Source organism: Methylobacterium nonmethylotrophicum, assembly GCF_004745635.1.
Taxonomy (GTDB): domain Bacteria; phylum Pseudomonadota; class Alphaproteobacteria; order Rhizobiales; family Beijerinckiaceae; genus Methylobacterium; species Methylobacterium nonmethylotrophicum.
Map to the genome: position 1 here is coordinate 113,510 of NZ_SRLB01000018.1, position 21,883 is coordinate 135,392.

17 protein-coding genes are annotated in these 21,883 nt (G+C 70.3%); 11 read left to right on the top strand and 6 right to left on the bottom strand.

Annotated elements, in window-relative coordinates; genetic code table 11:
• Window positions 1–12: 12 nt before the first annotated feature.
• The gene (locus EU555_RS23105) at window positions 13–1,347 is read right to left on the bottom strand and encodes an MFS transporter (protein WP_135417567.1); all 1,335 of its coding nucleotides are present in this window, start codon (window positions 1,345–1,347) and stop codon (window positions 13–15) included.
• Between the two features lie 644 nt (window positions 1,348–1,991).
• Between EU555_RS23105 and EU555_RS23110 the strand changes: the two genes are divergently transcribed.
• Together EU555_RS23110 and EU555_RS23115 are read left to right on the top strand one after the other, a co-directional pair.
• Window positions 1,992–3,080 (top strand): AraC family transcriptional regulator, encoded by a 1,089-nt coding sequence (locus EU555_RS23110; protein WP_135417568.1) that lies wholly within the window; start codon window positions 1,992–1,994, stop codon window positions 3,078–3,080.
• Window positions 3,081–3,124: 44 nt separating this feature from the next.
• Window positions 3,125–3,553: a hypothetical protein gene (locus EU555_RS23115; RefSeq protein ID WP_135417569.1), complete on the top strand. Its 429-nt coding sequence runs from the start codon at window positions 3,125–3,127 to the stop codon at window positions 3,551–3,553.
• Window positions 3,554–3,748: 195 nt separating this feature from the next.
• On the opposite strand, the gene EU555_RS23120 is transcribed toward EU555_RS23115, so the two are convergent.
• Complete coding sequence (locus EU555_RS23120) at window positions 3,749–5,170, bottom strand: TAXI family TRAP transporter solute-binding subunit (protein ID WP_135417570.1); 1,422 nt, start codon at window positions 5,168–5,170, stop codon at window positions 3,749–3,751.
• Window positions 5,171–5,218: 48 nt separating this feature from the next.
• On the opposite strand from EU555_RS23120, the gene EU555_RS23125 reads away from it, so the two are divergent.
• From EU555_RS23125 to EU555_RS23135, 3 genes are all read left to right on the top strand, one after another.
• Window positions 5,219–5,788, top strand: coding sequence for a regulatory protein RecX (locus EU555_RS23125; protein ID WP_425375141.1), 570 nt, complete (start codon window positions 5,219–5,221; stop codon window positions 5,786–5,788).
• Between the two features lie 84 nt (window positions 5,789–5,872).
• The gene (locus EU555_RS23130; RefSeq protein ID WP_135417571.1) at window positions 5,873–6,298 is read left to right on the top strand and encodes an OsmC family protein; all 426 of its coding nucleotides are present in this window, start codon (window positions 5,873–5,875) and stop codon (window positions 6,296–6,298) included.
• 281 nt (window positions 6,299–6,579) lie between these two features.
• Complete coding sequence (locus EU555_RS23135) at window positions 6,580–9,549, top strand: formate dehydrogenase subunit alpha (protein WP_135417572.1); 2,970 nt, start codon at window positions 6,580–6,582, stop codon at window positions 9,547–9,549.
• 27 nt (window positions 9,550–9,576) lie between these two features.
• Here EU555_RS23135 and EU555_RS23140 read toward each other — a convergent pair whose 3' ends face one another.
• From EU555_RS23140 to EU555_RS23155, 4 genes are all read right to left on the bottom strand, one after another.
• Entirely contained in the window at window positions 9,577–11,022 is a 1,446-nt protein-coding gene (locus tag EU555_RS23140) for a dipeptidase (protein ID WP_245524444.1), read from the bottom strand.
• Window positions 11,023–11,213: 191 nt separating this feature from the next.
• Complete coding sequence (locus EU555_RS23145; protein WP_135417573.1) at window positions 11,214–12,377, bottom strand: dimethylmenaquinone methyltransferase; 1,164 nt, start codon at window positions 12,375–12,377, stop codon at window positions 11,214–11,216.
• Between the two features lie 104 nt (window positions 12,378–12,481).
• On the bottom strand, window positions 12,482–13,870 hold the full coding sequence (locus EU555_RS23150; protein WP_135417574.1) for an HD-GYP domain-containing protein: 1,389 nt from the start codon (window positions 13,868–13,870) through the stop codon (window positions 12,482–12,484).
• 51 nt (window positions 13,871–13,921) lie between these two features.
• The gene (locus EU555_RS23155; RefSeq protein ID WP_135417575.1) at window positions 13,922–15,154 is read right to left on the bottom strand and encodes a glycosyltransferase family 4 protein; all 1,233 of its coding nucleotides are present in this window, start codon (window positions 15,152–15,154) and stop codon (window positions 13,922–13,924) included.
• Window positions 15,155–15,306: 152 nt separating this feature from the next.
• Here EU555_RS23155 and EU555_RS23160 point away from each other — a divergent pair, with 152 nt between their 5' ends.
• The 6 genes from EU555_RS23160 to EU555_RS23190 form a co-directional block, all read left to right on the top strand.
• Window positions 15,307–16,233, top strand: a complete 927-nt coding sequence (locus tag EU555_RS23160) for a LysR family transcriptional regulator (RefSeq protein ID WP_135417576.1) — start codon at window positions 15,307–15,309, stop codon at window positions 16,231–16,233.
• A gap of 111 nt (window positions 16,234–16,344) precedes the next feature.
• On the top strand, window positions 16,345–17,217 hold the full coding sequence (locus tag EU555_RS23165) for a shikimate dehydrogenase (protein WP_135417577.1): 873 nt from the start codon (window positions 16,345–16,347) through the stop codon (window positions 17,215–17,217).
• A gap of 192 nt (window positions 17,218–17,409) precedes the next feature.
• Window positions 17,410–18,792 (top strand): MFS transporter, encoded by a 1,383-nt coding sequence (locus EU555_RS23170; RefSeq protein WP_135417578.1) that lies wholly within the window; start codon window positions 17,410–17,412, stop codon window positions 18,790–18,792.
• 458 nt (window positions 18,793–19,250) lie between these two features.
• A complete protein-coding gene (locus EU555_RS23180; protein ID WP_167858641.1) occupies window positions 19,251–19,601 on the top strand; it encodes a VOC family protein in 351 nt (116 codons plus the stop codon).
• Window positions 19,602–19,667: 66 nt separating this feature from the next.
• Window positions 19,668–20,033, top strand: coding sequence for a YunG family protein (locus EU555_RS23185; RefSeq protein WP_245524446.1), 366 nt, complete (start codon window positions 19,668–19,670; stop codon window positions 20,031–20,033).
• A gap of 456 nt (window positions 20,034–20,489) precedes the next feature.
• On the top strand, window positions 20,490–21,883 hold a 1,394-nt coding region (locus tag EU555_RS23190; protein WP_135417581.1), incomplete at its 3' end, for a DNA translocase FtsK 4TM domain-containing protein.

Consider the following 21,883-nt stretch of genomic DNA (forward strand, 5'->3'; position numbering starts at 1 on the left):
ACCTTGGCGGGATCAGGCCGGCAGCGCGGCGGGGACGGCGTCGCGGCGGACGCGACGGCCGAAGGCGAGCATCAGGGCCGCCCCCGCGAGGAGGCAGAGGCCCACCGCGACGAGCGGCGCGGTGAACCCACCCGATACGTCGCGCACGTACCCGATCATATAGGGGCCGGCGAAGCCGCCGAGATTGCCGATCGACACGATCATGGCGATGCCGCCCGCCGCCGCGCGGCCGGTGAGGAAGCCCGACGGCACCGCCCAGAAGGTCGCCACGAAGGAGTTGATGCCCATGACGGCGACGCAGAGCGCCGCGATGGTGAGGACCGGGGTCGGCGTATAGGCGCTCGCGAGCAGCGCCGCCGCACCGACGAGGAGCGAGATCGCCGGGTAGATCGTGCGGTCGCGGCCGCGGTCCGACATCCGGCCCCACACCACCATGGCGACCGCGCCGCAGATGTACGGAACGGCGGTGACGATGCCGACGAGCGAGGTCGCCAGGCCGAGCTGCTTGATGATCTGCGGCAGCCACAGGCCGATGCCGAGCGAGCCGACGATGGCGCAGAAGTTGACGGCGGCGAGCATCAGCACGCGCCAGTTCCTGAGCGCCTGGGCCAGCGTCATCTTGTGCTTCTTCTCGATGGCGGCCTTCTCGGCGGCGAGCCGCGTGACCAGGACGTCGCGCTCGGCCTCCGACAGCCAGGCCGCCTTCTCGGGCCGGTCGGTCAGGACGAACAGGCAGGCGATGCCGAGGAGAACCGCCGGCAGGGCCTCGAGGATGAGGAGCCACTGCCAGCCCTTGAGGCCAAGGCCCTCGAGCTGGATCAGCGCGCCGGAGACCGGCGAGCCGAGGATGTTGGCGACCGGGATGCCGAGCAGGAACAGGGCGGTGGCCCGCGCCCGCACGGCGGACGGGAACCACAGGCTCAGGTAGAGGAACACGCCGGGCACGAAGCCCGCCTCGCCGAGGCCGAGCAGGAAGCGCGCGATGCCGAACTGCACCGGGCCGGTCACGAAGGCGGTCGCGGCCGAGACCAGGCCCCAGGTGATCATGATCCGGGCGATCCAGATCCGCGCGCCGATGCGCATCATGATCAGGTTGCTGGGAATCTCGGCGATGAAGTAGCCGAAGAAGAACAGCCCGGCCCCGATGCCGAAAGCGGTCGCGGACAGCCCGATATCCTTGTTCATCGTGAGCGCGGCGAAGCCGACATTCACGCGGTCGAGGTAGCTGACGACGTAGCACACGAACAGGAACGGCAGGATGCGCCGCATCATCTTGCGATACAGCGCGGCCTCGTCCACCGCGGCCGCCTGGCCGATTGCCGGCTCCGCCGGTCCTCCCCGGGTCATGACGTCTACTCCCTGACAAATTTTGCAACGGCGTTTCAATTTTAGTACAGCGAACGTCCGGGAGGGTCAAGCGTGGGATGGCGACCGGTGACCGGCCGGAATGACGCAGTGCGGGGTGAGCCTCGGGGGTGGGAGCAGGTGCCGGGGTGCGGGGCCGGGGAAGACCCGGTGTGTCGGCATGCGCAACGCCGTCTTCGGCGACGGGGCTGGTCGCTGTGGTCGACGCCCTGTCCCGCAACGCGTTCGTGCGGACGCGGTTTCCCGCCGCCCGCACCGCGGCGCAGCCTGGTCGGCATCAACCGACCAGGGCAAGGGCGGGCCGGCCCGAGTTGACTCTCGTTGTCTCGGTTCTCGGTGCCGCCGAGGGCGCAGGACCGCCTTGATGGCCATAAAGGACGGTCCGCATGCCATTGGACAGCGGGGTGGGTGCCCGATATTGGCTTTCGTTCAGCAACCCGGGCAATTATTATACTCCACAAGAGTATAATAATTCGATGCCAGGAGAAACCAGCCCTCAACCGAGTGGCGCCCGAAGCATCCGAATCCTCGCGATTGCTTACGGTTACGAGGAAATCGTTCATTGCATCGTTCTCGAACACATGCTCTAACATTTCATCTTGATCAATCAGCAGGCAGGATCCGTCATGCCCGCCAAAATACCCTCAAGGAACGATTCCAGCATTGATCTCATACTGACCAGCAACATCCTCGTTAAAACAAGAAACGCAATTCCAATAGATTTTTTTAATACATATGCCATTCGCGCGATATACGAAATATTGTCTGAGAACGGTCATGATCCAGACGATATTTTCGAGCGGGCCGGGGTTGATTCAAATATCTTCATTACCTCGGAAGTCACCTCGCTGGCATCATTGGGCCGCCTCACGGCGCTCGCGGCCAGCCAGACCCAATGTGCCCACTTCGGTCTTCTCGTCGGTCGCCGCACCACTCTCGCTTCTCTCGGCCTGCTCGGGTCTCTGTTGCGGCATTCGGAGACGATCGGCGACGCGTTGCATGCTTTGAAATCGCACTACGACCACCTGAACCGCGGCGCGTTGCTCGAGGTGACGAGCGACGACGCCGTCGCCACCGTGCGTTATTCCCCCTACGATGCCGAAACGGACGGTATCGCGCTCCACTGCGAGCGCGCCGTCGCGACGCTGACCAACGTGCTGCGCGCGCTCTGCGGTCCGAACTGGAGCCCGGACGAGGTATGGCTGCCTCGCCTGGAACCGCCTGACATCGACCCCTACAGGAAATTTTTTCGCTGCTCAGTCCGGTTCGAGCAAGAGATCGCCGCCCTGGTCTTTGCAGCCCGGGTCCTGCGGCAGCCCATTGCGGGAGCGAAACCCGTCATCCGGAACGCGGTGGAGCGGCGCATCCGGCAGCTTGAGGCCGACGTCCCATCCGACACGAGCGGCCAGGTTCGGCGGCAGGTGCGCTCGACCGTCGCCGAGAAGAGGGTCCAGAAGAGCCAGATCGCGCAGCTGCTGGCAATCGGTCATCGGACGCTGTCCCGCCGCCTGAAGGCGGAGGGGACGACGTTCCGATCCGTCGCAAGCCAGACGCGGCTCGGAACGGCCAAGCAGCTGCTGTCTCACACCAACCTGAGCCTGGCGGAGATCTCGGCCGCCCTGGAATTCTCCGAGCCGGCAGCGTTCACGCACGCTTTCCGGCGCTGGACCGGCACGACCCCGAGCGCATGGCGACGGAACCGACACTGTACCTGAGAGCCGCGAACTGATCCGACTCGACCTCCCGGGAGACGACCGCAATGAAACTCGCAAGTCTTGTCCGTGTCGCCGCACTCGGATCGGGGCTCGGAGCGGCGGCGGCGCTGTCGGACGCGCAAGCGGCGAAGGCTGGGCTGTCCGGCTACCAGGGTGCGTGGGTGCTGAGCGGGAGCAACTGTGCGGAGATATATTCCCCGGCGAGCAAGGGCGTGTCGTTCAAGAAGCCGATCGACCTTTTCGCTCCGGCCTTCATGGTCTCCGGCGATCGCTTGAGAACGCCGGCGGCATCGTGCCGGATCACGTCGGCCAGACCGAACGGTGAGCGTCAGCTCCTGATCCTGAACTGCGCGAATGCCGTGGCGGCCAACGAGGTGAAGGTCCTCATGAAGATCATGCCGAATGGCTTCTTGAGACGCTACTACCACGAGCAGGACACGGCTGGGATCGATTATGAGCGCTGCGGGCGATAGAGGACGGTCACACGACCCACGGCTTGGTCAGGCGGATCTCGGCGTCCAATCGAACGGAGGGTCGGCAGAGGACGGCGGTTGCTCCGCCCGCGCGCGGGGCGAGCCGATGAGGAGGCCGGGCGGCTGCCGGTGGGGGCGGCGCTTCAGCCCTTCGCGCGGGCGGCCCGATCGGCGGTCGGCGTCGGATCCCAGGCGTCAGGCGCCGCTCGCCGGATGCAGCGACAGCACCCGCCCGCTCCGCTCCCGCATCGCCCCGCCGTCGCGCTTGCAGTCGGACACCGCGGCGCGGGCGGCATCGACCGCCAGGATGAGCGCGCTCATCGTGCGGCCATCGGTGGAATGCTCCCGGGCATGGCGCACCACGTCGACGACGAGGCCGTCGATCTCGACCGAGAGCGCGGTCAGCGCCGCCTCGTCCTGCGTCGCCCGCGCCTCGGTCAGGATGGCGAGCAGGCGGTCGAGGACGGCGTCGATGCGGGCGCGCTGCTCGCGGGCGAGGCGCTGGCCGAGCCAGGCCACCGCCGAGCCGAGGCCGCCGCCGAAGAACGCCACCAGGTACACCCAGTCCTCGTAGCGCTGCAGAAAGGTCTGCTGCTCGCGCTCGTAATAGTCGACCGCACCCGGATGGATCGGCAGGCGGGCGCTGGTCGCCTCGGCGGCGCTGTCGAAGTCCGGCGCCTTCATCAGGTTGGCGGTCGGCGTCACGGCGGCGAGGCGCGAGCGCAGCTCGAACAGGTGCTGGGTCACGCCCGCGGCGGTGTCGCGGCTCAACGAAGCGCGGGCCATCAGCCGGTAGGAGGCGCCCACCGTCTTCACCTCCTCGTCCGGCCGCTTCGGGCGACCGCCGAAGGTGCCGGCCGCGATGGTGACGGCCTGGAGCTCCGGCAGACGCTGCACGATCGCCTCGCCGTCGGGGATCGACACGATCGTGGCGCCGTGGCCGGGCGAGGCCGCCTCGACCGCCTGCACCACCCGGGCGGCGGATTTCGCCGAGGGGGCGGCGATGACCGCGGCGGCGTCGATCCGATGCTCGGCGAGCGCCGCCGTCACCTCGGAGGCCCGCAGCGGCACCAGGACGACGCGGCCGGCCGCCGCCGGGAGCGCGCCTCCCGGATCGGCCGGCGCGGGCGCGGATCCGGCGGGGGCCGGCGTCAGGGCGTAATAGGCGAGCAGGCTCGCGACGAGCGGCTGGTCGGCGCCGTGATGCGCGACGAGGCCGAGCCGCTTGCCGGCGAGATCGGGAAAGGTCTGGATGCCGGCATCCGGGGGTGCGGCCACCACCAGGGCCTCGTCGTGCAGCACCGCCAGCGTCAGGCCGTTCTCCGGCAGCCGCACGTCGGGACGCACCACCGCGAGGTCGGCCCGGCCGCCCTGGAGCGCCGCGGCGCTGTCGCGCACGTCGTCGTAAGGCACGACCTCGAGGCGTATATCCTCACGGGCGCGGGCGAGCGCGTCGGCATAGGCCTGGATCAGGTGGGACTCCACCCGGTCCCGCGGGCCGACCGCGACCCGCAGGGTGGTCGGCCGCGACAGGTAGAGCACCGCGCCGGCCACCGCCCCGAGGGCGAGGGCCACCAGGAGGAAGAAGGATTCACGTCTGTGCAGAAACGCCGGCATCACCCCTCGCACGGGCCCGGGGCGGACGCCCCCGGCGGGACGGCGGCGATCCGGGACGGGGCCGATGAACCCGGCCGCGATGGCGGATTGAGGGCGGCGCGGCCGATCACCCCGGCCTATCTGGAGCGGGCGGCCCTGTCCTACCTCGAGCGCTACGGCGCCTCGGCCGAGATGCTGCGCCGGGTGCTCCGGCGCCGGGTCGAGACCCGCTGCCGCCTGCGCGGCGAGGCCCCGGACGACTTTTCCGAGATGGTGGAGGCGGTGGTGGCGCGGGCGCTCGGCGCCGGCCTCGTCGATGACGCCGCCTTCGCGGCGGCCAAGGTGCGCTCCTTGCGCCGCCGCGGCGGCTCGGCCCGGGCGATCGGCGCCAAGCTCGCCGCCAAGGGCGTCGACCGCGGGATTGTGGGCGCGGCTCTCGCCGAGGCGGAGGACGGGGGGGAGGAGGAGGCCGCCCGCGCCTATGCGCGCCGGCGCCGCCTCGGCCCGTTCCGCTCCGGCGCCGCCCGGGCGGCGTCGCGCGAGCGCGACCTCGCCGCGATGGCGCGGGCGGGCTTCTCCCTCGGTCTCGCCCGCCGGGTGATCGATGCGGAATCGGAGGATGACCTTGGCAGCCCGTGACCTACCTGTCGCCCGGAGCGGGGGCCAGGACGGATCCCGCCGCGTTCGGAAGGCCACGCGGCCTCCATTCCACGGGAGACGAGCATGAACCGCAAGGCGAGCGCCGTTTGGCAGGGCAGCGGCAAGGACGGCAATGGGCAGATCACCACCCAATCGGGCGTGCTGTCGAACAATCCCTACGGATTCAAGACCCGCTTCGAGAACGAGCCCGGCACCAACCCGGAGGAGCTGATCGCCGCCGCGCATGCCGGCTGCTTCACCATGGCGCTGGCCTTCCAGCTCCAGGGCGCCGGCTTCACCGCCGACGAGCTGCGCACCGAGGCGGTGGTCACCCTCGAGAAGGACGGCGAGGGCTTCACCATCACGCAGTCGGCCCTCACCCTGACGGCGAAGATCCCGGGCATCGACCGGCAGAAGTTCGACGAGCTCGCCGGCATCGCCGAGAAGAACTGCCCGGTCTCGAAGGTGCTCAACGCCAAGATCAGCCTGAACGCGACGCTCTCGGCCTGAAGGCACGACATCGATGGTGCGCCGGGCCCTGCGGCCAGGCGCATCCACGGCCGACGCGTGACGCCGCTCTCGCGGGCGAGCCGGCTTCGAACCATCGACCGGACAGATCCCGGCCCGCCCAGGCCCCGCACCCAATCCACCGCAACTTAACCCGCGTGAACGCGCCCCTGCCGGGATCTGGGATGCTGGCCGGGCGACACGCGCCCCTCGATCGCAGCGCCGCCGACCTGGCCGCGTCCCGCCCGCGCGTGCGCGAGAACCGCGCTGTCGGGAGCAGGCTCATGCTGGTGCGACGCCAAGGAAGCCGCGATGGAAGCCGCCAAGGAAGCCCCATCGGGAACGGGCCCGCGCGCGACGGCGCCGTGCCGCAGGACGGGACCCCCGCCCTCGACCGCCGGAGCTTCCTTCGCCGCTCCGGCCTGACCGCGGGCGGGCTCGCGGGCTTCAGTGCCCTGCGGCTCGGGGCGGTGCGCCGGGCCGAGGCCGCCGGCTCCGCGGCGAACCCCGCCGAGACGGTGATCCGCAAGAATATCTGCACCCACTGCTCGGTCGGCTGCACCGTCACGGCGGAGGTGGTGCACGGGGTCTGGGTCGGCCAGGAGCCGTCCTGGGAGAGCCCGATCAACCGGGGCGCCCACTGCGCCAAGGGCGCGGCGATCCGCGAGCTCGTCACCAGCGAGCGGCGACTGAAATACCCATTGAGGCTCCGGAACGGCGAATGGGAGCGGATCTCCTGGGACCAGGCGATCGAGGAGGTCGGCAACAAGCTCCTGGCGATCCGGGCCGAGTCGGGCGCCGATTCGGTCTACTGGCTCGGTTCGGCCAAGTACACCAACGAAGCGGCCTACCTGCTGCGCAAGTTCGCGGCGTTCTGGGGCACCAACAACGCCGATCACCAGGCCCGCATCTGCCACTCGACCACGGTGGCGGGCGTCGCCAACACCTGGGGCTACGGCGCCCAGACCAACTCCTACAACGACATCCGCAACGCCAGGACGATGATCATCATGGGCGGCAACCCCGCCGAAGCCCATCCGATCTCGATGCAGCACATCCTGTCGGGCAAGGAGATCAACCGGGCGAACCTGATCGTCATCGATCCGCGCTTCACCCGCACGGCAGCGCACGCCACCGAATATGTCCGCCTGCGCTCGGGCACCGACATCCCGGTGATCTGGGGCATGCTGTGGCACATCTTCGAGAACGGCTGGGAGGATCGCGACTTCATCGCGAGCCGCGTCTATGGCATGGAGGACGTGCGCCGGGAGGTCGCCAAGTGGAATCCCGACGAGGTCGAGCGGGTCTCCGGCGTGCCGGGGGCGCAGCTGCGCCACGTCGCCGAACTCTTCGCCAAGGAGAAGCCGGCGACGCTGATCTGGTGCATGGGCGCGACGCAGCACACGGTCGGCACCGCCAACGTGCGCGCCTTCTGCATCCTGTGCCTCGCCACCGGCAATGTCGGCAAGCCGGGGACGGGCGCCAACATCTTCCGCGGCCACACCAACGTCCAGGGCGCCACCGACATGGGGCTCGATGTGACGAGCCTGCCGCTCTATTACGGCCTCGTCGAGGGCGGCTGGCGGCACTGGGCCCGGGTCTGGGAGGTCGCGTACGACTGGCTGCAGTCGCGCTTCGACGAGGTGCCGGCCAGCGCCGGCCGCAAGGCCCGCTCACGCAAGGAGAACATGGAGACGCCGGGCCTCACCTCGACCCGGTGGTTCGACGCCGTGAACCTGCCGGGGACGCAGATCGACCAGCGCAGCCCCTTGCGCGCGATGATGATCTCGGGCCACGGCGGCAACACCGTCACGCGCCTGCCGGAAGCCCTCGACGGGCTCAACAAGCTCGACCTCCTGGTGGTGGCCGATCCCCACCCGACCACCTTCGCGGCGCTGAACGCCCGCCGCGACAACACCTACCTGATGCCGATCTGCACCTCGCTCGAGATGGACGGCTGCCGCACCGCCTCCAACCGCTCGCTGCAATGGGGCGAGCAGATCGTCAAGCCGGCCTTCGAATCGAAGAACGACTACGAGTTCCTCTATCGGCTGGCGAAGAAGCTCGGCTTCGCGGACGAGCTGTTCAAAAATATCAAGGTCGAGAACAACGTCCCGCTGGCCGAGGACATCCTGCGCGAGATCAACCGCGGCGGCTGGTCGACGGGCTATTGCGGCCAGAGCCCGGAACGGCTGAAGGCGCATATCCGCAACCAGCACGTCTTCGACATCGTGACCCTGCGCGCGCCGAAGGACGCGCCCGAGGTCGGCGGCGACTATTACGGCCTGCCCTGGCCATGCTGGGGCAAGCCCGAGATCCGCCACCCCGGCAGCGCCATCCTGTACAACACCGCGCTCCACGTGAAGGACGGAGGCGGCACGTTCCGGGCCCGGTTCGGCACCGAGCGCAACGGGCAGACCCTGCTCGCCGAGGATTCCTGGTCGCTCGGCTCCGAGCTGACCGACGGCTACCCCGAGTTCAGCATGGCGGTCCTGCGCAAGCTCGGCTGGGACAAGGAGCTGACGGCGGAGGAGCAGGCGGTCATCGCGCGGATCGGCGGCAACGCCATCGACGCGGTGAACTGGTCGACCGACCTGTCGGGCGGCATCCAGCGGGTCTGCCTCGACCACGGCGTGATGCATTACGGCAACGCCAAGGCGCGGGCGAATGCCTGGAACCTGCCCGATCCGGTGCCGGTCCACCGCGAGCCGATCTACACGCCCCGGCCCGACCTCGTCGCCGATTACCCGACCCGGCCCGACGAGCGGCAGTTCCGCATGCCGAATGTCGGCTTCTCGGTGCAGAAGGCGGCGGTCGACCGCGGCATCGCGAAGGAATTTCCGATCATCCTGACCTCGGGCCGCCTCGTCGAGTACGAGGGCGGCGGCGAGGAGACCCGCTCGAACCCCTGGCTCGCCGAGTTGCAGCAGGACATGTTCGTCGAGGTCAACACGGCGGACGCGGCCGAGCGCAGGATCAAGGACGGCCAGTTCGTCTGGGTCTACGGCCCCGAGAATTCGTCCAGGGTCAAGGTGAAGGCGCTGGTCACGGACCGGGTCGCGAAGGGCGTCGCCTTCATGCCGTTCCACTATTCGGGCTGGTACCAGGGCAAGGACATGCGGGAATACTATCCTGGCGACACCGACCCGGTGGTGCTCGGCGAGAGCGTGAACACCGTGACCACCTACGGCTTCGATCCCGTCACCGGCATGCAGGAGACGAAGGCGACCCTGTGCCAGATCCGGGCGGCGTGAGCCGTCCGGATCGCTCGCCGCGCCCCGTCAGGCTCTCGGCAGGCACGCCCGCGCCACCCGGAGGTAGTTGCCCCCGAGGATGCCGGCCGCCTCCTCGGGCGTGAACCGCGCCAGGAGCTGCGCGGCGAGATCCGGCAACGCCGTGTAGTCCGGCAGGGCGCTGCGGCCGACGAGGCCCATCATGTCGGATCCGATCCCGACATGGGCCGGGCCGACGATGTCGGCCATGCGGGCGATGCCGTCCACGAAGGCCGGGAGGTCGGGAAACACGCTCACGGGCGGCCAGATGCCGATGACCCCGCCCGTCCCCGCCACGATCCGGGCGTGGTCCGGGGTGATGCGGCGCGTGTATGGCGGCGGCCGCGTGGTGAGCGAGGTGTGCGACAGGACGAGGGGCTTGCCTGCCACCTCCGCCGCCCGGCGCACCAGGGCCTCGGTCCCGTGCGCCACGTCGACGACGATGCCGAGCGCCTCGCAACGCCGGATCACCGCGGCGCCGAACGCCGTCAGGCCGCCATGGACGGGCGGCTCGGTCTGGATGTCGCCGAGCGCGTTCACCCGGTAATGCGTGAGCTGCAGGTGGCGCAGGGCGGCCCGGCGAAATGCCGTCTCCAGGGGGCCGAGGTCGCCTTCGAGGAAGTCCGCCCCCTCCGCCGCGACGAGGACCGACGGGGTCTCGGCGCGGGCGGCCGCGAGGTCGGCGGCATTGCGCACGATGCGCAGGCCCTGGTCCCGGACGAGGGCGTGCAGGCGGGTAAAGCCGCGCTCGACGTAAGCCCCGAGCTCGCCGGGCTCGGGCTCGCGAAAGGCCCTGATCCGCCCCTCCGGCGTGACCCGGTGCGTCGGACTGTCGGAGACGACGGCGAGGCAGGCGACGGCCAGCCCGCCGCGGCGCATCGGGTCGGCCAGCGGCGTGAAGGGGGCGTGGCCCCCGTCCTGGTTCACGCGCAGGACGCGGCCGGCATGGCTGTGGCAGTCGATCGCCGGGCGCCCGGCCAGGAAGGACGCGGCCTCGGCGGCGTGCGACGCGGTCGGGCCGTCCGGCGCCTGCGCGGCGGAAGCCACCGGCCAGCACAGCAGCGAGGCCGCCGCGACGAGGTGCCGGCGGGACAGGCCGAGGCGCGGCGGCGCCGAGACGATTGTCGCGCCGTCGAGGCGGTAGCGCCAGCCGCAGGGATCGTCCCGCAACCGGCGGAAGATGCCGCGCAGGGTCACCTCCCGGCCGTCGAGGGGCACCGGCATCGCGGCAACGACCTCGATGCAGGCCGAAGGATCACCCGGCAGGCAGCCGCGGCAGCAGACGGGCTCGGGCACGAGGAGGCAGTAGCGCGCCTCGGCTGCCTCTCCGGCCGTCACCGGCCAGCCCGCGACCGTGACGGTCGCCCCGTCGTGCCGGTCGGCCGACCCGTCGAGGAGGGCCGTCCATGCCAGGGTCTCGCCCGGGCCGGGTGCGCCGAACCGAAGCATTGCCATCGCTCACAGGACCTTTCGGACGGGAGGAAGGCGGCGCAGGGCCGAGGCGCCGCCCAGCTCGCCAGGAAGGCGGCTCCGACGGCGCGTGAGGCTGCCTCTACAGGAGATGTGTTGCTGACCTGCGAACAAGGCGCGCCTCCCCGTGCGGCATCGAGGAGGCGCGACACGGGCGGATCGCAGGGCCCGTCCCCTCAGCCCTTCCAGTTCTTCAAGGCCGCGAACGGGCTGTCGGCTGCCGCCGATTTCGGCGGGTTCAGCACCGGCTCGACCTGGGCGACCGCGTCGACGAGGGAGAAGGCGGTGCCGCTGGTGAGCTTGCCGCCGGCCGCGTCCTGGTGGCCGCCGCCGCGGAAGAGGCGGGCGCCGTCGAGGGCGGTGCCGTCGATCGAGCGGAACGACAGGGTGCCGGCACGCTGGACGTTGACGAGGCGCTTGGCCCGCCCGCTCGCCATCACGAGGTCGGAGACCCGCTGGAAGGTGCCGGCATCGAGGGCGAAGGACAGGAGCGTGCCGTCCGAGAGGGCGTGGAAGAGCGCGTCGGAGCGGGCGAGCGCCCGGGCCATCCGCTGCCGGGTGGTCAGCGCCGGATCGTCGCCGGGCTCGTCGCGCATCAGGTCGTCGACGATCGCCCCGCGGATCGCCGGCACGGCGCGTTCCAGCTCGGCCGGGGTGGCGCCGGCGCGCAGGCGTGCGGTCGCGTCGAGGAGCAGGCGGGCGACGAAGGGGTCGTGCGCCGGATGCCCGACCGGCACCAGGGTGCCGACATTGTCCCAGAAGATCTCGTCGAGGGCGAAGCCGCCGGGGAAGCGGGGATCGTCCTTGCGCCAGAGGTCGAGGGCATCGACGCAGGCCGCCAGCAGCGCCAGGTCCTCGGCCCGGGCGGGATCGGCCTCGCGGGTGGCGAACAGGGCGCGGTGGGTCTCGACCATCTTCGTCGCGCTCGATCCCTCGTCGACCAGCACGGTGACCGAGGGGTCGCCGAGGTCGAAGCGCGACAGGCGCGGGTTCTCCGCGTCGGCCTTGGGCTCGAGCCCCTGGCGGCGCATCTGGTCGATCGAGGAGGTGTGGTGGTCGAGCACGACCAGCCGGTGCGGCGCCTCGGCGTCGCGCTTGCGGTTCATGGCGGCGAAGCGGCGCAGGAAGGCGATCGTCGGCTCCTCGATGCCGAGATCGGTGATCAGCACCATCTCGGCCGCCTTGGTCTTACCTAAGCGCTTCAGCTCGTCGTCGACGACCGGGCCGACATCGCCGTAGCGCGGCACGTGCACGATCCGGGCGGGCTCGGCATAGGCCGCGACGAGGGTCGCCGCGCCGTAGCCGTCGAGGTCGTGGTGGGTGATCTGGGTCAGGCGCACGAAAAGGGTCCAGATGTCGGTTCGGGTCGGCTGTGGATCCGGCCAGCATAGCGGCTTCCCGCCGGCCCCGGCAGGGGCCGGACCCGGAAAAGCCGGAGGCGGGCTCACGCCGCCCGCGACAGGTCGCCGTCGAGCCCGGCGATCACCCGTTCGAGGGCCTCGACGCAGGCCGGGTCGAAGGCGGTGCCGACATCCTGGCGCATGATGCCGAGCGCCTTCGGGACGGGCATCGCGGCGCGGTAGGGGCGGTTGGCGGTGAGCGCGTCGAAGACGTCGGCCACCGAGACGATCCGGGTCTCCGGCGCGATGGCGTCGCCCGTGAGGCCGCGGGGATAGCCCTTGCCGTCGAGGCGCTCGTGATGGGCGCCGCCGATGCGGGCGATGGCATGGAAGGCGGCGACGCGGGCGAGGATCGTCTCGGAGAGGAGGGCGTGGTTGCGCATGTCGCGCCACTCGGCCTCGTCGAGCTTGGCCGCCTTGTCGAGGATCGCGTTCGAGACCCCGAGCTTGCCGACGTCGTGCAGGAGCGCCGCCCGGCGCAGCCAGCGCCGGGCTTGCGGGGGATAGCCGAGCTCGGCCGCGATCAGGTCGGCATAGACCGCGACCCGCTCGGAATGGCCGGAGGTGAACGGGCTCTTGGCGTCGATCACCTGGGCGAAGGCGCGGGCGATGTCGTCGAGATAGTCCTCGTCGACCACGATCCCGGCGCGCGCCGGCTCCAGGCCGGCGACGGCGTCGCTCACGGTTTCGGAGGACAGCGTGTCCCAGAAGCCCGGCGCCAGGGCCGCCCGCTCGAGGGCCGCGACGGCGTCGGGGTCGAACCAGGTGCCGGCCCGGGCCCGGGCCTCCGCGAGGGCGGCGGCAGGCCCGGCGCTGGTGTGGAAGACGTCGACGACCTGCGAGAGCAGCGCGATGCGGGCGTAGAGCGGGATCTCGGCCCCGGCGCGCCGGTCGGGCCGGCCCTTGCCGTTCCAGTGCTCGTCGAGGGCGTGGATCGCCTCGCAGACGACAGGCGGGAAGCGCAGCCGCGCGGCGATCTCGGCCCCGCGCTGGCAGCGGGTCTGGATCAGGTCGTCGACGATCTCGCCGCCGTTCTGCAGGATGTTGAGGACCGCCCGGAAGCGCTCGGCCAGCCCCGCCTTGAGCCCGGTATGCGCGAAGACGAAGCCCAGCACCTGGGGCAGGCTGTCGCTCACGGTCTTGAAGTCGCGCTTGAAGCCGATGTCGTCGGACAGGTAGAGTTCGCAGATCCGCGCCGCGTTGCTGGAGCAGCCGAGATCCTTGAGCATCACCGTGTAGTAGAGCTCCCACAGCCGGTCGGGAGACAGGCCCATCTCGCGGCCGACATGCATGCCGATCCAGGTGGCCCGGACGCAGTGGCCGGGCGGCTGGCCCTCGGTGAGGTCGAGGGCGTGGCTCAGGGCGCCGAGGAGTTCCGACAGCGGGATCCCCCCGGCCGGAACCTCCCCGACGGCGTGCAAGCGCGGCGACATCACGGGCCCTCCCCTCTTGGCTCCGCCATCGTGCCGTCAAGACGCTAACATTCACTCAGCGCCGCGCCCGGCCGCGACCTCGTCGATCAGGCGCAGATGCGCCGGCAGGCAGACCCGCCTGAGGTCGTAGGCGAGCGCGCTCTGCCGCGCCGCTTCGCGCAAGGGCGCCGCTGCGCCGGGATCGGCGAGCACCGAGACCACCGCCTCGGCGATCGCCTGGGCCGAGAAGAAGTCGACCAGGAGACCGTTCTCGCGATCGCGGATCACCTCCGTCACCGGCGGCGTCGCCGAGCCGACGATGCAGGCGCCGAGCGCCATCGCCTCCAGCATCGACCAGGACAGCACGAACGGGTAGGTCAGGTAGACGTGGACCGCCGCGATCCGCAGGAGGTTGACGTAGTCGCGATAGGCGATCGTGCCGACGAAGTGGACCCGGGACAGGTCGAGGTCGCCCCTCACCTCGTCGAGGAAGATGTCGCGCCAGGTCCGGCCGGCGGGAGGCTTGGCGCCGTAGCTGGTGTCGCTGCCACCGACGATCACCGCCCGGGCCCTCGGCCGCCGGCGCAGGATCTCCGGCAGCGCCCGCATGAAGCTGTGATAGCCGCGATAGGGCTCGAGATTGCGGTTGACGAAGGTGACGACCTCGTCCTCGGCCCCGAGGGACAGCCCGTCCCGGCCGAGCGCGATCCGCACGCTCCTGTCGGGCTGGAGCCGATCGGTGTCGATGCCGTCGTGGATGACGCTGAGGCGGTCGGAGAAGAGCGCCGGGATGCGGCTCGCCTGCCAGCGGGTGGGGCTGACGAGGTGGTCGGAGGCCTCGAAGGCGACGAGCTGGGTGGCGTTGCGGGCGCGGGTGCGGAAGGCCGCTTCCCCGTCGGGGGGGAATTCCGGATCGAAGCCGGTATCGGCGCCGGTGAAGCTGTAGAAGAACTCCGCGAAGGTCAGGAGGCGGGCCTGCGGCCAGACATCCTTGAGGAAGAGCGTCTCGCCCCAGCCCGAATGGCCGCAGATCACGTCCGGCACGAAGCCCTCGGCCTTCAGCGCCAGCGCCGCCCGGGCCGCGGCCTCGCCCCGCAGGGTGGCGGTCTCGAAGCTCGCCGCCAGGGAATGGATCCGGGGGCTGGAGCGGCCCGCGACGGCGTAGCGGACGTGGCGCACGCCCGGCAGGGCCGGGGCCGGATTGATGCCGAGCGCCACCACCTCGGTGCCGGGCCGGGCCGCGAGCGCGGGTGCGACGTGGCGGTACTGGCCGGGAAAATTCTGATGGACGAAGAGGACGCGCATCGGGTCTCGGGTCGGTCCTCGGGCGCGGGCCTCGCGCGCTTCGGTCGTGGGCAATCGCCGTATACTACCAGGCCGGAGCCCCGCGGAAGACCGGCTCCCGGCCCGGTTTTCCGTCCGGGAGCCCGCCGGGCCGCGCCACGAGAGGACGAAGGATGCTGACCCTGCGCCAGATCGAGGTCGCCCGCGCCGTGATGGTGACCGGCACGATCGCCGGCGCGGCCCGCCTCCTCAACGTCTCGGCGCCGGGCATCAGCCGGCTGATGAAGTACACCGAGACCTCGCTGAAGATCCGGTTGTTCGACCGGCGCGGCGGCCGCCTGGTGCCCTCCGAGCAGGCCCGCCACGTCTTCGAGCAGATCAACGCCGTCTTCGACAAGGTCGAGGACCTGCGCTTCGTCCTCGAGCGCACCCAGGGCGGGGCCGGCCAGGAACTGCTGATCGGCTCGGTGCCGTCGATCTCGCACGTGATGGTGCCGCGGGCGATCGAGCGGGTGCGGGCGGCCTATCCCCACCTCGTCATCGACATCAACATCCTCAAGCTCGAGGAGGCGATCGACTACCTGCTGCTGGGCAAGGGCGAGGTGGTGGCGATGAGCTACCGCCTCGACCACCCGGCGCTCACCTTCGAGCCGCTGGCCCGCGGCGGCCTGTTCTGCATCGTGCCGCTCGACCACCCGCTCGCGGCCCGGTCCTCGATCTCGGCCGCGGAGATCGTGCGCCACCCCCTGATCGGCATCGACCCGAACGACCCCTATGGCCGGATCATGTCCGACATCTTCCGCGAGCGCGGCCTCGCCTACGGGATCACGATCCGGGCCCGGTTCGGCTCGACGGTGTGCTCCCTGGTGCGGGCGGGCCTCGGCATCGCGGTGATCGACCAGTTCACCATCGCGTACGACGCCTTCCCGGGCATCCGGGTGCTGCCGATCGAGGAGGCACCGGTCTTCGATACCTGGATCGCCCTGAAGGCCGGGACCGCGCTCAGCATGTTCGCCGCGAGCTTCGTGCGCCTGCTGCGCCAGGAGATGGCCAAGCCCGGGCAGGTCGCCTCGCCGGGCCCCCGGCCCACCGTAACATGATGTTACGATGGCCGCGTGAATTGGTACTCAAATGCGTGGGAAGCCCGGAGTAAGACTGTGGTCAGGGAGAGCCCGCCACGGGCGGGCGCGACGGACAAGGGCGGTCACGCCATGGCGCACGAGCACTCGCCTCACGACCACGCCGCACGCATCCTGCTCGGCCTGATCGGCTCGCCGATCGCGCACTCGGCGTCGCCGGCGATGCACGAGGCCGCCGCCGAGGCGGTCGGGCTGACGGCCCATTACCAGCTCATCGATATCGCCGGAGCGGACGCGGCGCGCCTGCGCAGCCTGCTCGCGTCGCTCGCCCCGATCGGCTTCTCGGGCGTCAACGTCACCTTCCCGTACAAGGAAGCGGTGCTGCCGCTTCTCGACGACCTCTCGCCGGGGGCGCGGGCCGTCGGCGCCGTCAACACGGTCGTGGTTCGCGACCGCCGGCTCGTCGGCCACAACACCGACACGACGGGCTTCTCTCGCGCCCTGGTCCAGGCCTTCGGGCCGCGGCCCGACGGCCCGGTCGCGCTGATCGGCGCCGGGGGCGTCGGCAAGGCGGTCGCGGTGGCGCTCGCCGGCTTCCCGGGGCTCGAGGTCCGGCTGGTCGATGCCGACCCCGCCAAGGCGGAGGCCGTGGCGGCGGCGCTCGCGGGCCATGCGGCGTTGCGGGTGTGCCGGACCGTCGAGGAGGCCCTCGACGGCGCGCGGGGCCTCGTCAACGGCACGCCGGTCGGCATGCTGCCGGACCGCGGCACGCCCGTCCCCCTCGCGCTCCTGCGCCCCGATCTATGGGTCGCCGACGCGGTCTATTCCCCGCTCTGGACGCCGCTGCTCTCCGGCGCGGCCCGGATCGGCGCCCGCACCATGACCGGGCGCGAACTCGCCATCCACCAGGCGCTCGACGCCTTCGCGCTGTTCACCGGCCGCGAGGCGCCGGCAGCTGCGATGGAGCGGGCCTTCGACCGCGCCGTGGCGCCGCTGGCGGCCTGAGGTCCGGAGCGAGGGCCGGCTCTACCCTGCCGTTTCGGGTACGGATACGGAATTGCGCGCCCAAGACCTTTGATCGAGACTTACTTTACGCTAGTCCGTTCGGTGAACTCTAATAAAAAAGACCAACTCGACCCAATGCCGCCCGCATCCCGGAGGCGGCGTCAACCACACTGGAGCACGGAGGAAGACCCGATGAGTGCGATACCTGGAGACCACGTCCACGACCGCCAGCAATCGAAGAAGGCCGCGGCGAGCGCCTGGATCGGCTCGGCGCTGGAATACTACGACTTCTTCATCTACGCGACGGCCGCCTCGCTGATCTTCCCGCAGCTGTTCTTCCCGTCGAACAACCCGACGGTGGCGATCGTGGCCTCGCTCGCCACCTACGGCGTCGGCTATGTCAGCCGGCCGATCGGCGCCTTCGTGCTCGGCCACTGGGGCGACACCCACGGCCGCAAGCAGGTGCTCGTCCTGTGCATGTTCCTGATGGGCTTCTCGACCATCGCGGTCGGGCTGCTGCCCACCTACAGCCAGGTCGGCATCCTCGCTCCGATCCTGCTCGTCATCCTGCGCCTGATCCAGGGCTTCGCCGTCGCCGGCGAGATCTCGGGCGCGAGCTCGATGACGATGGAGCACGCGCCCTTCGGCCGCCGCGGCTTCTTCGCCAGCTTCACCCTGCAGGGCGTCCAGGCCGGCCAGATCCTCGCCGCGGCGGTGTTCCTGCCGCTCGCCGCCTACATGCCGGCCGAGGCGTTCAACGCCTGGGGCTGGCGCATCCCGTTCCTCCTGAGCTTCGTCGTCATCATCGTCGGCTACATCATCCGCCGCGAGGTCGACGAGACCCCGGCCTTCGCCGAGGAGGAGAAGCAGGGCGAGGTCGCCCGCGCGCCGATCGTCGAGGCCTTCGCCACCTCCTGGCCCGACATGCTGCGGGTGGTGTGCATGGCGCTGATGAACGTGATCCCGGTGGTCACCACCATCTTCGGCGCGGCCTACGCGGTGCAGGCGGCCTACGGCGTCGGCTTCCACAAGGACGTCTATCTCTGGATCCCGGTGCTGGGGAACATCCTGGCGGTGGTGGTGATCCCGATGGTCGGCAACCTGTCGGACAGGATCGGACGGCGCCCGCCGATCATCGTCGGGGCGATCGGCTCCGGCCTCCTGTCCTTCGGCTACCTCTACGCAATCAGCATCGCCAACGTGCCGCTGGCGATCCTGATGTCGCTGCTGATGTGGGGCGTCGTCTACCAGGGCTACAACGCGGTCTTCCCGAGCTTCTACCCCGAGCTCTTCCCGACCCGCACCCGCGTCTCCGCGATGGCGATCTCGCAGAACGTCGGTACCGCCGTGACCGCGATGCTGCCGGCCCTGTTCGCCACCGTGGCGCCTCCCGGCGCCGCCAACATCCCGCTCACCATCGGCGCCATCACGCTCGGCATCACCGCGGTGGCGGCCGCCGCGGCCTTCAGCGCCCGGGAGACCTACCGCATCCCGATGAAGGACCTCGGCCAGCCCCGCGCGGTGCCGCTGCCGAAGTCGGACTACGAGCGGCTGCGCAACGCGGCGATGGCCTGACGACGCACCGGCCCGGGAGGATCCCGGGCCGGTCACCGATGAGGCTTCGCGGGCCGGACGCCGAGCGTCCGGCCCGTTCTCGTTGTGCGCCCGGCATGGGCGCGTTCTTGAGGATGGAAGTCCCTCCGTGAGCTGGTCACGGCGAGGGACGTGAAGCGCAACTGCGGAAGGGCGATCGACCGAGCAGAGGAAGCGCGGAGCGCACCTGCGGGCCGATGAACAAGAACCGGATAGAAGGGGACGCCGAGCAGGGCGAGCGGGCAAACAGCCGCGAAGCTCTCGTGATCGAGGCGAGGCGGCGTAGATCCGGTGATCGTGCAGGGACGGAACACGGTTGTTGCAAGTGTGGTCGGATGTATTTCATGGCAGGATTGTCGGCGGCGACTTACGAACAGTTCTGCATCTTGCGAGACAAAAGATGTCGAGAAAAAGTTTGAGAATCGATTATATCGGTCATTTTGTGCAAACATCCGAAAAATGCAATAGATTTTTACGAGAATGTGCTCGGGTTGTCGTTGGAAGAAGATCTTGAGAATTGTGTCAGCTTTCGGATCGGTCCGAATCTGCTCACCCTGCGCCCGCGCGGGCCGTGGTCCGTCTGCGATGATGGACCGGTACCGCCGGGCTCGGCGGCGATCCAGCTCGCCTTCCGGGTGCCGCTGGAGGCGATCGACCGCTGCCATGAGCATCTGCTGGCCAGTGGCGTGCCGATCCTCCGCGGGCCGACCGACCTGCCCAAGTGGCGCCATCGCACCGTGGTCCTACGCGATCCGGAAGGCAACATCATCCAGATATACGCGGAGTATTGACGTCAACCATCGCCCGCGACGGACGGCACCTTGAATCGATCGTCGTGCATCCGTGGACTCTGCCTCATGTCGCGCATCATGCCAGTCCAGCTGCGCTCCATCATGCGCGAGCGCTGGTCCATCGAAACGAGCAGCCTGTGGCTTCCGGAGAACCCGGCGAGAGGGCAATGCGACGTGACAAGCCTGATCGTCCACGACCTCTGCGGGGGTGATATCCTGAAAAATAGGGCGCCGGACGGTTGGCACTTCTATAACTGGGCTAACGGCGAGCGGCACGACCTAACGGATAGCCAGTTCTCATTTATAATCGATTATTCGGACTTGTTGAGCCGCAGAGATGACGCCCTGGCAGGCACGGCCTTGAAACAGCGCATGATCTTGCGGAACAGGGTCGTTCGTCGGATCGAATTTTGCGGCGTCAATGCCGTGTGACGTCTGATCGAATCCCGATCTCCGGGACGTCCCGGCCGATCGAACTTCCTCGCCGGCGGGAACCGGTACGGATCGGGACCCCGGTCTTCACCATCTCGCCGGACATGTGGCTTTGCTCGGCGGGCGTTCCGGCCGGGATCACCGCGAGAACGGCGTCGCCGTTTCGGCTGAGAGTCCCGCAGGCACGTCACTCGTGGCAGCGCCGTCACCGGGTGACGCCCGGCGCCGAGCCGCCGGAACGTCCGCGCGACATGCTCGGTCTCCGGACCGGCAATAGGCGCCTCACGCGTGCCAGGTTCAGGCTCGACCAGGGCCGTCCCGGCGCAAGTCCAGGGCAGGACAAGGTTTCTCGACTACCGACTCACAGGGCTGCAAGTCGCGGTTAGCCTTAAACGGCCATTAACCGCGTCGCCGCATCCTCCGCTTCCAGTTCCGTGTACCCGGTATCAGTCCCGCATGCGTTCGCTTCGTCGCTCGGCCTCGCCCTACGATGGCCTCATCGACACGCTCCGCGCGTTCCTGGCGCGGCGCGCGACCGAGGTCACCGGCCTCGCCCTGCTGGTCGGGGCGGCGTGCTTCACGGTGGCGCTCGCGACGTGGTCGATCGACGACCCGAGCCTCAACCATGCCACCTCGCGCGCGGCCCGCAACCTGCTGGGCTTCGGCGGCGCGGTGGTGTCGGATCTCGGCATGCAGCTCCTGGGCCTGGGCGCCCTCGCCTTCGCGCTGCCGCCGGCGGTCTGGGGCATGCGGCTCCTGCGCACCCACACGCTGGCGCGGCTGCAGATGCGGCTGGTGCTCTGGATCGTCGGATTCGGGGCGGCGAGCGGCATGGCGAGCGCCCTGCCGCCGACCGCGCGCTGGCCGCTGCCGACGGGCCTCGGCGGCGTCGCCGGCGACGCGCTGCTCGGCGCCGCCAAGGCGATTACCGGCCCCGTCGGGGCCTTCGCGGGCTTCCTCTACGCCGCGGTCGCGGTGATCAGCCTGACCGGCGCCTGCGGCTTCGGTCTGATCGAGGACGAGGATGCGGAGGATGAACAGGACTCCTACGCGCCGGTCGTGAGCCGCTACGACGAGCGGCCGGGCCGCCGCGGCGCGGTGCCGGCCCACGACGACGAATCGCCCGGGCTCGGACTCGCCTCCCTGGGCGCGCTCGCCCATCTGGCGATCAGCGCCCGGACGGCCGTGGCGCAGAAGGTCGATGCGATCCGCGACGGCTCCTGGCGCCACGGCACCCCCGACCCCTATGCCGGCAACTCGCCGGCGCTCGCCGCCCGCCGCGCCTTCGCGGAGCCCGGCGAGGCGGAGGGCTGGGACGATCCCGACCCGGGCGACCGGGCCGCCAAGCCCGGCCGCCGCGAGCCGGTCTTCGCCGAGGGCCCGCCGCGCCGGGTCGAGGTGGCGCCGCGCCGGGCCGAGCCGGCGATCCACGACGAGCCGGAGGACGACCCGGACGGCTTCGCGCCGGAGCCCGAGCCGGCCCCGCGCGGGCGCGTCGCCCCCCCTCCCCCGCCGATCCAGACCCGCCGCGGGCCGCCGCCCGGACCGGCCTCGACGGATTCCTACGAGCTGCCCGCCCTCGCGCTCCTGGCCGAGCCGCGCCAGCCGGCGCCGAGCGCCAGCGTCTCGACCGATGCGCTGGAGCAGAACGCGACGCTGCTTGAATCGACCCTCGAGGATTTCGGCGTGCGGGGCGAGATCCTGGCGGTCCGCCCCGGCCCGGTCGTCACGCTCTACGAGCTGGAGCCGGCGCCCGGCACCAAGTCGAGCCGGGTCATCTCGCTCGCCGACGACATCGCCCGCTCGATGTCCGCCATCTCCGCCCGCGTCGCCGTCGTCCAGGGCCGCAA

What these genes read in the sequence shown, in the direction of transcription:
- EU555_RS23105 (WP_135417567.1), bottom strand. Translation starts at nt 1,347, where the DNA reads ATGACCCGGGGAGGACCGGCGGAGCCGGCAATCGGCCAGGCGGCCGCG.
- EU555_RS23110 (WP_135417568.1), top strand. Translation starts at nt 1,992, where the DNA reads ATGCCCGCCAAAATACCCTCAAGGAACGATTCCAGCATTGATCTCATA.
- EU555_RS23115 (WP_135417569.1), top strand. Translation starts at nt 3,125, where the DNA reads ATGAAACTCGCAAGTCTTGTCCGTGTCGCCGCACTCGGATCGGGGCTC.
- EU555_RS23120 (WP_135417570.1), bottom strand. Translation starts at nt 5,170, where the DNA reads ATGCCGGCGTTTCTGCACAGACGTGAATCCTTCTTCCTCCTGGTGGCC.
- EU555_RS23130 (WP_135417571.1), top strand. Translation starts at nt 5,873, where the DNA reads ATGAACCGCAAGGCGAGCGCCGTTTGGCAGGGCAGCGGCAAGGACGGC.
- EU555_RS23135 (WP_135417572.1), top strand. Translation starts at nt 6,580, where the DNA reads ATGCTGGTGCGACGCCAAGGAAGCCGCGATGGAAGCCGCCAAGGAAGC.
- EU555_RS23140 (WP_245524444.1), bottom strand. Translation starts at nt 11,022, where the DNA reads ATGGCAATGCTTCGGTTCGGCGCACCCGGCCCGGGCGAGACCCTGGCA.
- EU555_RS23150 (WP_135417574.1), bottom strand. Translation starts at nt 13,870, where the DNA reads ATGTCGCCGCGCTTGCACGCCGTCGGGGAGGTTCCGGCCGGGGGGATC.
- EU555_RS23155 (WP_135417575.1), bottom strand. Translation starts at nt 15,154, where the DNA reads ATGCGCGTCCTCTTCGTCCATCAGAATTTTCCCGGCCAGTACCGCCAC.
- EU555_RS23160 (WP_135417576.1), top strand. Translation starts at nt 15,307, where the DNA reads ATGCTGACCCTGCGCCAGATCGAGGTCGCCCGCGCCGTGATGGTGACC.
- EU555_RS23165 (WP_135417577.1), top strand. Translation starts at nt 16,345, where the DNA reads ATGGCGCACGAGCACTCGCCTCACGACCACGCCGCACGCATCCTGCTC.
- EU555_RS23170 (WP_135417578.1), top strand. Translation starts at nt 17,410, where the DNA reads ATGAGTGCGATACCTGGAGACCACGTCCACGACCGCCAGCAATCGAAG.
- EU555_RS23185 (WP_245524446.1), top strand. Translation starts at nt 19,668, where the DNA reads ATGTCGCGCATCATGCCAGTCCAGCTGCGCTCCATCATGCGCGAGCGC.